The sequence below is a fragment of the Ferruginibacter sp. genome, assembly GCF_031430955.1.
In the GTDB taxonomy this organism is placed as follows: domain Bacteria; phylum Bacteroidota; class Bacteroidia; order Chitinophagales; family Chitinophagaceae; genus Ferruginibacter.
This window is the reverse complement of record NZ_JANPCM010000477.1, coordinates 1-14,275: the sequence shown is the minus strand read 5'-3', so window position 1 is coordinate 14,275 and position 14,275 is coordinate 1. Positions and strand designations below refer to the sequence as shown.

13 protein-coding genes are annotated in these 14,275 nt (G+C 37.3%); 7 read left to right on the top strand and 6 right to left on the bottom strand.

The features are described 5' to 3' along the window. The 6 genes from paaE to paaD all read left to right on the top strand — a co-directional run. Positions 1-1,027, top strand: a 1,027-nt coding sequence (gene paaE, locus ACY65O_RS13180) for a 1,2-phenylacetyl-CoA epoxidase subunit PaaE (protein WP_462221323.1), incomplete at its 5' end; no start/stop codon positions are given. A gap of 35 nt (positions 1,028-1,062) precedes the next feature. After that, positions 1,063-1,629, top strand: a complete 567-nt coding sequence (locus ACY65O_RS13175; RefSeq protein WP_462221322.1) for an NUMOD4 domain-containing protein — start codon at positions 1,063-1,065, stop codon at positions 1,627-1,629. A gap of 112 nt (positions 1,630-1,741) precedes the next feature. Next, positions 1,742-2,701, top strand: a complete 960-nt coding sequence (paaA, locus tag ACY65O_RS13170; protein WP_462221321.1) for a 1,2-phenylacetyl-CoA epoxidase subunit PaaA — start codon at positions 1,742-1,744, stop codon at positions 2,699-2,701. Between the two features lie 22 nt (positions 2,702-2,723). Then, positions 2,724-3,095: a 1,2-phenylacetyl-CoA epoxidase subunit PaaB gene (gene paaB, locus ACY65O_RS13165; RefSeq protein WP_462221320.1), complete on the top strand. Its 372-nt coding sequence runs from the start codon at positions 2,724-2,726 to the stop codon at positions 3,093-3,095. Positions 3,096-3,121: 26 nt separating this feature from the next. After that, positions 3,122-3,853 carry a 1,2-phenylacetyl-CoA epoxidase subunit PaaC gene (paaC, locus tag ACY65O_RS13160; protein WP_462221319.1) on the top strand — a complete coding sequence of 244 codons (732 nt, stop codon included), beginning with the start codon at positions 3,122-3,124 and terminating at the stop codon, positions 3,851-3,853. Further along, on the top strand, positions 3,847-4,332 hold the full coding sequence (gene paaD / locus ACY65O_RS13155; protein ID WP_462221318.1) for a 1,2-phenylacetyl-CoA epoxidase subunit PaaD: 486 nt from the start codon (positions 3,847-3,849) through the stop codon (positions 4,330-4,332). Before paaC ends, paaD begins: the two co-directional genes overlap by 7 nt. Before the next feature lie 188 nt (positions 4,333-4,520). On the opposite strand, the gene ACY65O_RS13150 is transcribed toward paaD, so the two are convergent. The 6 genes from ACY65O_RS13150 to ACY65O_RS13125 form a co-directional block, all read right to left on the bottom strand. Further along, positions 4,521-5,840, bottom strand: a complete 1,320-nt coding sequence (locus ACY65O_RS13150; protein ID WP_462221317.1) for a DUF418 domain-containing protein — start codon at positions 5,838-5,840, stop codon at positions 4,521-4,523. 29 nt (positions 5,841-5,869) lie between these two features. Further along, positions 5,870-7,216: a DUF418 domain-containing protein gene (locus ACY65O_RS13145; protein WP_462221316.1), complete on the bottom strand. Its 1,347-nt coding sequence runs from the start codon at positions 7,214-7,216 to the stop codon at positions 5,870-5,872. A gap of 193 nt (positions 7,217-7,409) precedes the next feature. Next, on the bottom strand, positions 7,410-9,575 hold the full coding sequence (locus ACY65O_RS13140) for a TonB-dependent receptor (RefSeq protein ID WP_462221315.1): 2,166 nt from the start codon (positions 9,573-9,575) through the stop codon (positions 7,410-7,412). A 57-nt stretch (positions 9,576-9,632) separates the two neighbouring features. Further along, positions 9,633-10,052: a PepSY-like domain-containing protein gene (locus ACY65O_RS13135; RefSeq protein WP_462221314.1), complete on the bottom strand. Its 420-nt coding sequence runs from the start codon at positions 10,050-10,052 to the stop codon at positions 9,633-9,635. 111 nt (positions 10,053-10,163) lie between these two features. Next, positions 10,164-10,763 (bottom strand): response regulator, encoded by a 600-nt coding sequence (locus ACY65O_RS13130; protein WP_462221313.1) that lies wholly within the window; start codon positions 10,761-10,763, stop codon positions 10,164-10,166. Positions 10,764-10,773: 10 nt separating this feature from the next. Continuing rightward, positions 10,774-12,924, bottom strand: a complete 2,151-nt coding sequence (locus tag ACY65O_RS13125; RefSeq protein WP_462221312.1) for a tetratricopeptide repeat protein — start codon at positions 12,922-12,924, stop codon at positions 10,774-10,776. Positions 12,925-13,208: 284 nt separating this feature from the next. Between ACY65O_RS13125 and ACY65O_RS13120 the strand changes: the two genes are divergently transcribed. Further along, on the top strand, positions 13,209-14,275 hold a 1,067-nt coding region (locus ACY65O_RS13120; RefSeq protein WP_462221311.1), incomplete at its 3' end, for a hypothetical protein.

The following is a 14,275-nucleotide window of genomic DNA, read 5'->3' as shown; positions in this document are numbered from 1 at the left end:
AACACCCGATTGTGTTTCTATAGCATTTGACATTCCGGAAGAATTAAAAACAACATTTAGTTTTGAACAGGGCCAAAATATTACCCTTAAAAAAAATATTGATGGCGAAGAATTGCGCCGGTCTTACTCCATTTGCAGTTCGCCATTTGAAAATGAATTGAAAGTGGCTGTAAAAAAAGTTACTAATGGAAAATTTTCCTGCTATGCCAATGATAGATTAAAAGAAGGTGATGCGATAGAAGTGTTGCCGCCAACCGGAAAGTTTAATACCCAACTGCAAGCCAGTAATAATAAACAGTATGCAGCTTTTGCAGCGGGCAGCGGTATCACTCCCATATTGTCTATAATTAAAACCACTTTACAAATTGAACCGCAAAGCAGTTTTACCTTAATATTTGGTAACCGCAGCCGCAGCTCTATTATTTTTTTCGAAGAACTGGAAGCTCTAAAAAATATATACCTGCAGCGCTTTAATTTCATCAATATATTAAGCAGAGAAAAAACAGATACTACAATTAATTATGGAAGAATTGATAAACAAAAACTAACTGAGCTTAATAAAATAATTAATTACAACAGCATAGATGATTATTTTATTTGCGGCCCCGAAGAAATGATTTTTTGTGTTAAAGATTTTTTAGAACAATTGGGTATTGATAAAAAGAAAATTCATTTTGAATTATTTACAACACCCGGACAAAATAAAATAAAAGAGCAAACAACTGAGAATAAAAACAGCGGCGCAAAAAGCAAAGTAACTATAATGGCTGATGGCAGAAGTTTTGATTTTTATTTAGCTTTTAACAACGCTACCATTTTAGATGCGGCATTAGAACAGGGTGCCGATTTACCCTTTGCCTGCAAAGGCGGCATGTGCTGCACCTGCAAAGCAAAGCTTGCAGAAGGCGAAGTAAAAATGGATGTAAACTGGGGATTAGAACAGGAGGAAGTTGATCAAGGTTTTATTCTCACCTGCCAATCGCATCCGGTAAGCGAAAAAGTGATAGTAGATTTTGATGTTAAATAAATTATTTTTACTAAACGGCTTTTAATTATTTTAGCATGAAAAAAATAGAAGGAGAAAAATGGAAAGTAATTACTTTTCATAAAACTGCTTTTGGAAAACAATATGCCATATCAAACCACGGCAGATTAGTTTGCTTTGATAAACTACCACATGATGGTACAGCGGTAAAAGGATCTTTACAGGAGGGATATCCGATTTGGCGTTTTAGAAAAAAGAAAAAGAACGGTACATCTGCATATCCCGGAATTTTACTGCATCGCCTGGTAGCCGAAAATTTTTTACCTGCGCCACAAAAAGGTGAAAAGGTAGTTATCCATTTTAATTATAAAAAAACAGATAACCGCTATACCAACCTCGGCTGGGCAACAATACCCGAAGCCTCGGCACATGCACAAGGAAGCCCGCTTGTAAAAAAAGCAAGAAAATTGGCGGCTGAAAATGGAACTGGCGGCAACACCAAACTAACTATTGAAAAAGTAAAAGAAATTAAAGTGTTGTTGGCAAAAAGCGCAACATTAAAAGAGATAGCTGCAAAATACAAAGTAAGTGATATGCAAGTTTATCGCATTAAAATTGGCGAAAACTGGAAGCATGTTAAATAGAATCTCCAGGCAAAAAAAGAAATGAAAAATTTTTCTTCAAAAATTTCAGGTAAATAATTTTAACTAACACTTGTTAGTTTTTTTATTAATTTTACAACTAAACTTACCATTTATGTCAGTACAGGATTTTGAAAAAATATTTCAGGATACAATTGATAAAGAAATAAAAATTGAGCCTAAAGACTGGATGCCCGATGCCTACCGCAAAACCAATGTGCGGCAAATAAGCCAGCATGCACACAGCGAAATTGTGGGGATGTTACCTGAAGGCAACTGGATTAGCAGGGCGCCATCTTTAAAAAGAAAAGCCATCTTAATTGCAAAAGTGCAGGACGAAGCCGGCCATGGTTTATATTTATACAGCGCTGCAGAAACATTGGGTACATCAAGGGATGAAATGATAAATGATTTGAATAGTGGTAAAGCAAAATATTCTTCTATTTTTAATTATCCCACATTAACCTGGGCCGATATGGGTGCTGTTGGCTGGCTGGTAGATGGTGCCGCCATTTTAAACCAGGTAATGCTTACCCGTACCAGTTATGGCCCGTATGCAAGAGCAATGGTGCGTATTTGTAAAGAAGAAAGTTTTCATCAGCGCCAGGGCTTTGAAAGTTTATTGGTGTTAAGTAAAGGAACCGATGAACAAAAAGCCATGTGCCAGGATGCGATTAACCGTTGGTGGTGGCCAAGCCTGATGATGTTTGGTCCTAAAGATGCTGAAAGTACCAACAGCGACCAAAGTATGAAATGGAAAATAAAAAGAAAAACTAATGATGAGTTGCGCCAGCAATTTGTAGATATGGCCGTGGAGCAGGTAAAACTTTTAGGTATGACTTTACCCGATGATAAACTACAATGGAATGAACAAAGAAAGCATTACGATTTTGGAGAAATAAATTGGGAAGAATTTTGGAATGTAGTGAAAGGAAACGGCCCCTGCAATAAACAAAGATTAACTGCCAGAAAAAAAGCACATGATGATGGTGCCTGGGTAAGAGAAGCAGCGATGGCGCATAGCAGAAAAGCCTCCCTAAATGCCTCCCGAGGAGGGACTTTAGAAGCAGCATAATAATTAAAAATCCTTTTTAAGTATGAATATTAAAATAAGTAAATTTTATTACGGAGATATTCCTGATGATAATGCAGGAGGCAATGAATTGCAAAGCGCCAAAGCTCCCACCGCAGGCAATTGGCCTTTATGGGAAGTTTTTGTAAGAAGTAAACAGGGCCTCGATCATAAACATGTGGGCAGCTTACATGCTACCGATGCACAAATGGCCATTGAAAATGCAAGAGATGTTTATACCCGAAGGCAGGAAGGTATCAGCATTTGGGTAGTAGAAAGTAAATATATCACTGCATCAAATCCTGAAGAGTCGGGAGAATTGTACGAGCCTGCAATTGATAAAGTATACCGGCATCCAACTTTTTATAATTTGCCTGATGAAGTAAATCATATGTAACCCCTATCCCCTAAAGGTGGACTGTTATGGAGAATAAATTAATTGAGTACATATTATCGCTTGCGGATACCACTTTAATTCTTGCACAACGCAATGCAGAGTGGTGTGGTCATGGGCCAATATTAGAACAGGATATTGCTATCACTAATATTTCATTGGATCTTATTGGGCAATCGAGAAATTTTTATCAATATGCTGCTGTTTTAATTGGTGGAGATGCAACAGAAGATTCTCTTGCTTATTTAAGAAAAGAGAGAGAATTTAAAAATTTATTATTGGTTGAACAGCCCAATGGCGATTGGGGACAAACTATTTTACGGCAATATTTATTCAGCCAGTTTCAATATTTATTATTTGAAAAATTGCAGCATAGTAAAGATGAACAGCTGGCAGCTATTACTGCAAAAGCATTAAAAGAAATAAAGTATCATGTACGCTGGAGCAGCGAATGGGTAATACGCTTAGGCGACGGTACTGCTGAAAGTAAAACAAGAATGCTGAAAGCCATTGAGGAATTATGGAAATATACAGGAGAAATGTTTGTTCCGGCTGCGTATGAAAAAGAAATTGACGTTACATTATTAAAAGATGATTGGTTGCAAAAAGTTAAAATAATTTTTAATGAAGCCGCATTGCCTGTACCTGAAAATATTTTTATGCAAACGGGTGGTAAGCAAGGAATACATACTGAGCATTTAGGTTATATTTTAACAGAATTGCAATATATGCAAAGGACTTATCCAAATTCTACATGGTAGTTGATAAAGAAATAACAGCACAAAAAATTTGGCAAATACTTGAAACAGTTTGCGATCCGGAAATTCCTGTACTTACCATTTTAGATTTAGGTATTGTAAGAGCTGTGAAAATCAATAACGAAGAAGTTGAAGTTATCATTACCCCAACCTACACCGGCTGCCCTGCAATGGATATGATAACAATGGATATTAAAATGAGGCTGCTTGAAAATGGCTATAAAAAAATAAAAGTCACTTCAGTACTTTCTCCTGCATGGACAACCGACTGGATGAGTGAAGCCGGAAAACAAAAATTAAAAACCTACGGTATAGCACCTCCTTACACAAGGTCAGACGATACGGGAGACCTTGTGATTGAATGCCCTCAATGCAATTCCACCAATACAAAATTAATCAGCCAGTTCGGGAGCACTGCCTGCAAAGCATTATACCAATGCAACGATTGTAAAGAACCTTTCGATTATTTTAAATGCCATTAATTTTTTATAAAATTTTCTTCTGTAAAAATATGTAACTGTTACTTTTTATCATCGAATAAAATAACTAACAGTTTTTTGTTTTACTCACTGACTGATCCAGTGAGCAAAACCAAGAGAAGTAATGAGTAGTAAAGATGCGGTGATAAAAACCGGCACTTATAATATCGGTTTTATTATTTCTTTTAAAACTATGCTGATTGTTTTTTTAACGGTTGTTTTTTCCAATAGGTAAGGCTGCGCCATGCCCACTCAAAAGGCCCAAAGCGGTAATACCGCAGCCATATATTACAGAAGATGATCTGAAATATCCACACTGCAGCCACTGCATAATAAATTTCTATACGCTGCAGTTTACCATACATACCAAAACCCATACTGTTAAAAAAAAGTCCGCAAATAATAGATTGCATTAAATAATTAGTGAAAGCCATTTGCCCTACTGGCCTCATTAATGCAAACAACCATTTAAATAATCCTGATTTATACAGCAACATAATTGCTGCAAATAAACCCAAAGACCGCAACGCCCTGTGCAGCTGGTAATAACTTATTGATGCATGCTTTGAATATTCAAAATTGTTATACTGGTATTTAACATTCTCCAGCATTTGCAGGTAAGATAAAAACAAACCCAGGCCCAGGCCAACAATCAGCATCCACCAATAAATTTTTGAAGCGGCCTGCCCCGTTAATATCCCCATCTTAAAAAAAGCCATACCCAAAAACATAAACAACAGTACATCCCATGCTTCAAAAAAAATGTACCGCATTACCTGGCTCAGATAACGCTCTGTACGAAATTCATAGACCTCTTCGTAACTGCCACTGCTTAATATGCGTACATTTTTTTGCATTCTTTTTATTCTTTTTTCAAGTGATGTTCTTTCTTTAAACTCTGTCATAGCACTTAACTCATCTTGCTGCTTTGGCGAAAGTTTAAGTTTTGTGGTATCCATTGCTGCAACTGTTTCCCCTCTTGCAATCACTTTTTTACTCTTATAAAGATCCCTGTTTTCCCGGGCAAGCATCAGCAGTAAACAAACACCTGCAGCAATCAATAATTTTTTTGGTGAAAGATTTCGAAATGTAAAAAGCAGCATCCCAAAAAGTGCGTAGTCCAGTAAAATATCACCATTCCATAAAAGCAAAAAAACATCTATTAAAGAAAACACAAGTAACCAAAGTTGACGGCGAAAAAAATAATCGGCTACCCTTATACCTTCAATTCTTTTTTCAACATTTTTTACAAACAACAAAATACCTGCGCCAAACAACATAGAAAACATAGCTCTTTGAGTACCATCGGGAATCCAGTTTATAAAATACCAGGTTCGGTAATTGATGCCGGTTTCGTGCAATATAAACGTATCGCCGCTAAGGCCAAAAGATGGAATGTTCATCAGCAAAATACCCAGTATGGCAAACCCTCTGAGACTGTCGAGAATAATAATTCTTGCCTCCTGTTTAACAGGAGCAGCAAGTGAAGCTGTTGTTGGCTGGTGCAGCATATTTCTTTTTTATTTAGCAGTAAAATTTATTACACTGGCATTGGTTCTGTTGCAGTACTGCTTTTTTTAAACGGCTGCAGTTTCCAATACGTTAAACTGCGCCAGCACCACTCCAGCGGACCAAATCTAAAATACCGCAGCCAAATATGGCTCCAGATAATTTGCAGTACCCATGTTGCGGCTACCACATAATAAATTTCGAACCGGTTTAATTTACCGTACATGCCAAAGCCGATGCCGTAAAAAAATAATCCTACTAAAAAAGATTGCATCAGGTAATTGGTAAATGCCATCTGGCCCACGGGCCGCATTAATGCAAACAACCATTTAAACCAACCAGATTTATACAACAGCATTATTAATCCAAAAATTCCAACGGATCTTAAGGTCCGGGATATTTCGTAACACTCAAATAAAACATTTCTTTTAATATTGTAGCCATCAAATTTATAATCAATTAATGGTTGCAGCCGAAAGTATGAAAGCGTTAAACCCAGCCCAAGGCCGCCAATAAATAATGCACAATATATTTTAGCAGATGCATGGCCCATTAAAATACCAGTTTTAAAAAATGCCATTCCTAAAAACATAAATATTAAAATATCCCACAAACCAAAGTAGGTGTAATACAATTCTCCTTCCATACTTCTGCCACTTTGATATTGGTAAAAACCTCCGTAACTGCCCCTTACAGTTTTAAGATTTTTCTCCATTTTTTTTATCTTGCTTTCCTTACTTGTTTTTTCTTTTAAACCTGTCATGGCTCCCAAATCTTCTTTTTGCCCGTCGGTAAGTTTGGTTACAGTGGTATCCAGCTTTGCAATGGCTTCCCCTTTATAAATCATTTTTCTATCACGGTAAGCTTCTACATTATCCCTTGCCGTTTGCAGCAACAAACAAACAACCGCAACAATAATTAATGTTTTGGCAGATAAACGCCTGAATGCAAAAGCAATCATACCAATACAGGCGTAATGAAATAAAATATCCCAAAACCATAAAAGAATAAATGCATTAAACAACCCAAATACCAGTAACCATAACTGGCGGCGAAAAAAATAATCAGCCGGCCATAAACCATCTGTCTTTTTTTCCTGCCGGCTTATAAATAAAATAATACCTGCCCCAAACAACATAGAGAATAATGCCCGCTGGCTGCCTTCCATAAACCAATCAATAAAATACCAGGTTTTAAAATTTGCACCGCTTTCGCCCAATACAGAGGGATCATCCATAACAGGGTCGGGTAATGCAAAGCCGGGAACGTTCATTAATAAAATACCAAGAATAGCAATACCTCTTAACGAATCGAGAATGGTTATACGTTCCTGCTGGGACACAGGTGCTGCATAAACAGTTGTGCTGGCTATATTCATTAGTTTAAGGTGTTAAATGAGAATAAAAAAAGAAGGACGGGTAAAGATATATTTTGGTTTTTAAAAATGCAAGTGCTTTAAAATAAATAATAACTGTACCAGGGGCTGATATGCAAATGCAGTAAAAAATTAAAACCTAGTTAAAAATAAGTTGACCATATTTATTTATAAACAATATTTTTTTACAACTCTTTTAAAAATTTATCCTGGCAGATAAATTAACCACCCTCCCATCAACAGGTGCCCAAATTTGTTTAAAAGATGGATTGGTGATGGAACCAAAAACAATACTTTCTTTACGGGTTTGGCGGTAATCAAAAATGTTTTCGCAGTTTAATACCAGCGAAATATTTTTGATGTCGTAGCGTATCATGCCTGCGGCAATTAAGTAGCCCGGCGTTTTTGTACCATCATCTAAATATTGCCTGCCGGTATAAGAGGCTTCAATACAGGCCCTGAATTTTTCGCTGAATTCGTTAGATATAACAGCAGCAAATTTACTCTTTGCACTAAGTGGTACAAAGGGCTGCAATGGATTGTATAATTGTTTTGCAATGGTATAGGTGTACCCTAAATACATTTCAAGCCCCTGGCGTGTTACCGCAACATATGTTTCAAAACCTTTAGTATTTAATGGTTTTGCTGCATTAACATAATTAAAATTAATTCCTCCATTTACATCTTCAATTACAGGCCTGTTAATTTGTGTTACATAAAACATCTGGTTAACTGTAACATGCCATTCATCTATTTTTTGTTTGTAATTAATATCCCAGTTAGCGCCATAAGATTTTTCGGTAAGTATGCCTGCACTTAAGTTATGATTACGTAATGCTCTTTCATCAACATCATTGGTAAATACTGATGGTACTTTGTAACCCATACCACCACCCAGCCTGGAAGTAAAACGGTTATTAAATTTATACAGCAATGATAATCTGGGCAAAACAACCGGATCGTAACCGTTGTTATAATCAAAACGTACACCGGTTTGTGCTGTAAGTTTTGGTGTTAATTTCCAGTCATCCTGCATAAAGGCACCAAAAATAATATTGCTGTAAGAATTGATACCGGAAGTGTCCGGTAATTTTTTGTCAAAGCTTTCTCCCGAAATATTTATCCCCGAAACAAGTGTATGTTTATGCCATTTTTTTAAATAAGATAATTCAGTAAAAAAAGATTGCTGGTATGCTTTCATGCCAAATACGTTGCTTATAATATCCCGGTTAAAAAAACTCAGTAAGCCTTTAAAATTTAACTCGTCGGTTTTATTTAATTTATTTTGCCAGGTACCGGCAATTGAATTTCGCAACGATTTATTTTGAATAAAAAATTGGCGTGTATTATCTTTTGTTTGATGCAGCACCTGCATATCTCCGCCATTGCGGTCTTCGTAACTACCATCGTACTCCAGCGTTACAATATTTTTTTCGTTAGGGTATAAAAATATTTTTGGGTGAAAGAAAAAACTTTTTAAATCAGGCACATCACTAAAACCATCTTTATTTACATCCACGGCTTTTTGCAATGTGGTACCTGCAAAAAATGTGTACCCTATTTTATTTTTTCTATAGCTGTGAAAGGTATTGATGTTTGTTTCATTAAGTGTGCTGCGGTTAATTAAAAAACTATGCTGCGGCTGATTTAGTTTGGGTGTTTTAGAGATCAGGTTGATCATACCTGCAATGGCACCGCCACCATATAATGTAGAACTTGCTCCTTTAATTATTTCTACCTGTTTTAAATCCAATGGTGGAATTTGAAGAACACTAAAACTGCCACTGTAGCCGCCAAACAAAGGCAACCCATCTCTTAATATTTGTGTGTATTTGCCGGGTAAGCCCTGCACCCGTAAATCTATACTGCCTGTTGTGCCGGAGGTGCGCTGATTTTGTATGCCTGCAATATCTCCCAGTAAACTGGCAATATTTCCGGGAATCGTTCCGGCTTCTTCATCCACTTCTTCGCTGCCCAGCACTTCTACTTTTGTTGGCAGATCTTCTATACGGCTGTTGGTACGTGAGGATGTAATGATCACTTCCTCTTCTGTTTTTTCATCTTTTTGCAAATAAATTATTTGCACCGTATCGCCCTGAGGAATTTTAAAACGCACCGTTGCATTTTCATATCCTACAAAAGAAAAAGTAATTTTTATTTCGCCTGCGGCTAGATTATTAAATGCAACTCTTCCGTTATTATCAGATGCTGTCGCCTGGGTACTGCTTTCTATTTTTGCAGAAACACTTTGTAAAACCTCTTTTGTTGCCACATCTTTTACAAAACAACTAAAATTATTTTGGGCAAACACGTTGCAGGTTAATAATAAGCAGCCTGCAATCATTAAACTAATGATTTTCATTGTTTACATTTAAATACAGGTGGCGTTAAAAACAGCACCTGCAAAGGATTAAAATTTTTACTTTATAATACTGCCGTCAGCATTTAAAATTACTTCCATTTTTTTATTGCTTTTTTTTAATTCGGCTTCGTATAAAATTTCACCGTTGGCTTTTTCAATTTTACCTGCACCCACAATAGTATGTGCAGGATATTTTGTTTTTACCGTAGCAGCAACTGCAGCAGGTAATGTACTAACAGCAATGGTGGCTTCTGTTTCTGTCCAGCTGCCGTCTGCTAAAAAATTAGCCGACATTTTATTGCCGTTAATTTTAAAATCTGCTTCGTATTCCTCTGCATTTTCTTTACCCCATTTTATTTCCCTTGCTGCAGGAAATTTTTTTGCAAATGCATCAGTTACTGCTTTAGGAACTTTTACGGTAAAGCCCGATAAGGTGATTACCAACAGGCTTATAACTAATAAAAAATATATTTTCATTGTAATTAATTTTTAGCTGAAATAAAATAAGTTATTAAAGATAAACTTAAAAAATGGAGGCTGCTTATTTGTAACAGGGTTTAATAAAAAAAGCAGATGGGTTTAAATTTTTTATTGCACTTCCCTGTTCATCAGGTATACCAGGTGCGGAAAACTGCTGATATTATTTTTATTCAGCATCCGCCGGCGGTGTGTTTTTACTGTTTCTATGCTGATGAATAATTTTCGGGCAACCTGCTTGGAAGACATGCCCTGTGCTACCAGCAAAGCAATTTCTTTTTCTCTTTCGGTTAGATCGAGCTGGAATTGAAGTACTGTTTTTTCTTTGTGGTAAATTTTATGAAAAGCCATTTGCAGGGCTACTAATAATTGCACATCGCTGTAAGGCTTTACCACATACATTACAGGATCTTTGGTAAAAGCATCCTGCAGGGTTTTAGCATCGGCATAAGCAGTAAGAAAAATTATTTCACAATCATATAATTCTTTCAGTTGTCCGGCCAGCTCCACACCCTGTGTAGTTCCTTTAATATTAATGTCGCATATAATTACCGAAGGTGGTTCTTCGGCATGATTACATAATCTAAAAGCCGTAGCTGCGTCTTTGGCCATACCAATTACAGTATATTCTTCTTCCAGCAGCAGCTCTTCAATGCTGGCAGCAGTTATCAGCTCATCTTCTATGATAAGTACGGTTGGTTTTTCTCTCATGCTTTTTTTATCACGCTCTAATCTGAATATTATAAATGGTACCGTTATGCTGCACTTGTTGCATGGTACCGTTAAGTTGTGCTACCAAAGTATTTACCAGCTTCATCCCAAACGATTTTGATATATCTGCGCTTTTTGTTATGCCCTTACCATTATCTGTAATGCTCAACTGCATTTCGCCACCGTGTTTACCCGAAAGGGTTACATTTATTTTTGGTTGCAGGGTAGTGCTAAAGGCATGTTTAAAAGCATTAGTTACCAGTTCATTTACTATTAGCCCGATGGGTATGGCCATATCAATATCCATTGCTGATTTTTGTAAATCAACATGAGTTACTATGTGCTGGCTGCTGTATCCAAAACTATTTGCCAGCGAATGGGTAAGATTTTCCAGGTAATCTTTTATATCTACCCCGGTTAAATCTTTATTCATGTATAATTTTTGGTGTATCATCGCCATGGCGTCTACTCTTGTTCTTCCTTCGTCCATTGCTTCTCTTGCTTTATCATCATCCATCCTGCTGCTTTGCAGCGATAATAATCCCGATACTACCTGTAAATTATTTTTTACCCGGTGATGCAGTTCCCGTATCAACGTTTCAATCTGGTCATTTTTTACCGCCAGTGCCATTGCCATTTTTCTTTTTTGTGTAAAACTGAAAAACACCCATCCCAGCAACAATACCAGTGATACAAAGCCAGCCCCCAACAACACGATTGTTTTGTTACTGTTGGATAACTCCAGCGATTTCAATTGCTTTTCTTTATCGGCTAACGTAAGTTGAATTTCTTTTTTTTCAATCTCGTAATCAGCCTGTGCTTTTACCATATTAATTGCCTCTGTTTCTGTAAGCAGTGTATCTTTTATACTGATGTATTTGCCCTGGTACTCGGAGGCTTTTTCAAAATTACCCACCTGTTTATAATGTGCAGCCAGCGATTTATAAATATCCTGCTGCAACTTAGAGCCATCATTACGCACCAGTGCCATTGATTGCAATAAATAATCTTCCGACTCTTTTATACGGTTCATTTTACCCAATACCACGCCAATACTGTTCCTGGTTGATGCCTCATCATACACCAGGTTAGAACCTTTGCGAATGGCCAGGGCCTGCTGCAGGTAGCCGAGGGCTTTAGTATATTGTTGTACATCTGTGTAATATTGGCCCATATTATTATACACCAGTGCCAGCCCTGGTTTTTCGCCGGTTTCTTTAAACAACAGTAAAGATTTGTTGTAATAATATTCAACCGAGTCGTACTGCTGTAATTTAGAAAAACCACTGGCCAGATTACTGTAAGCCAGGGCCATGGAAGTTTTATTATTGATGCCTGGTCTTTCGTTTATAGTTTTGGTTAGTTTAAAATAGTGCAATGCTTCGGAATACTTGCCGGTGCTGTTGTACACAGCTGCCAGGTTATTATAGCTCTGTGCAAGGCCCCTTTCGTCTTTTAATTTTTCTTTAATACGGATGCTTTCCAGGTGCAGGTTTATGGCTTCGTCGTATTGAGCACATTCGTTTAAGGTGTTAGCCTTATTCATATAGATATTGGCCAGAGATACAGTGTTGTTATATTTTTTTGCTATTTCAAGTGCCTCATCAAAGTTTTTAAGCGACATTTTAAAGTCGGATAATTTTCGGTAAAGTATTCCCAGCCTGTTAAGAATTTCTGCCGTTTCCCGTTCCATTCCAATTGTATTCATCAATTGGCGGCTTTGTAAAAGAGCAGTTTTGGCTTTTTGCATATCTCCTGCCTGTTGCTGGTTACGCCCCATGTTGCTTAAGGCAAGCGCTATCCCTTTTTTATAATCAATTTTTTTTGCCAGCCAATAGGTAACCGAATCAATATCCAGGGCCAGCTTATATTTATTTTGCCGGCTGTACAATCCCGATAGCTGCAGGTAAGCATCTGCCTGCCCCTCTTCGTTATTGGTTTGCTGGTAATACGCCAGTGCCTGCTGTACATCAGCCAGCGCTTTTTCAATGCTGGCATTTGGCCATGCTTTGCTTCTGAAAATCAGCAGCCCGGCTTTTTGGTCGGTATTGCCGGTTTTTTCAATACTTGCTGTAAGGCTGTCTGTTCGTGGCAGTTGAGCGGTAGCGGCAAAGGGTAACAAAAGGCAGAGTGCGGTAAATACACCGGTTAGTTTTCGCATTGGCTTAAGGAAAAGTTTAATTGCAATTAAAGTTAAGGTATTACAACTGATAAACAATTGGGTGATAACACCCTGTTATAATAAAATTAAAAAAACAATTTTTGATATAAATAAATCATTGAAATAAATTTTATAAAAAATATGCATTGTCACCCTAAATGAGTATTGCGGCACGCTATAACAAAAGTTATTTTGCAGTGTTTAAAGCTATCTCCCAAAACTTGTATTTACTATTCATTTTCTGTAAAAGCCGACAACCACATCTTCACACTTAAATTTTTTTTATGAAAAAATTTTGCATGCCATTTGTATTAATTTTTATAACGGCAACCACCATTGCGCAAAACCCTTTATTATTAAAAGATGTTTTTCCGGGTGCTACGGGCAGCGGTATTCAGCAAATTGTAAAAACCAGTAACTATACTTTTTTTAATGCAGAAGATAATGACCCGGATGCTGACAGGGGATTGTACAGAACCGATGGCACTCCTGCTGGTACTATCAAATTAAATCTTACTTATCCAACTTATATAAGTACCAAAGCTGAAAAATTAACGGCACTGGGAAATAAGGTTGTATTTGCAGGAGATAATTTTCCTAATTATGGAGAAATATGGTGCAGTGATGGCACGCAGACTGGTACGATAGCCTTAGAAAGATTTCAACCCACAAGGCCTAATACAACACCAGTTGTTGAGTTATCAGCAATGGGTGCATATGTTTATTACAGTGTAATTGATAATAGCAATAATGCGTTATTGAAAAAAACGGATGGTACACCTGGAGGTACTTCGCTGGTATATAATTTTAGTGCATACGCTGCTGTACCGCAAGTGGTATTTCTTACGCCGGTAAACGGCATTCTATATTTTATAGTGTATGATGCAGGCGGAACTGGTGTAGATCAGCTTTGGCGCAGCGATGGTACAACTGCCGGAACTTTTATGGTATTTGATTTTGGCCTTAATCAATATGTAGCCAGCTACCTGATGGTTGCCGGTAATAATATGTATGTGATGATAGTAACACCTGGCACCGGCAATGTACTATGGAAAAGTGATGGCACGGCTGCAGGTACGGTTCCGGTAAAAACAATCGGTACTTCAGGTAACAATAACTATCCCCCCTTTGCCGCAATGGGTTCAACCTTATTTTTTGCGGGCCTTGATGGTAACGGAAAAGAACTGTGGAAAACAGATGGCACAAGCGGTGGCACCTTGCTGGTTGCAGATATTAATGCTGGTGCAGCTAACTCAAGCCCTGCAGGATTAACTGTTTTAAATAATAATTTATATTTCGCAGCAGCCGGGTCCAATGGTAATGAACTCTGGAAGTTTGATGGCAGCAATGC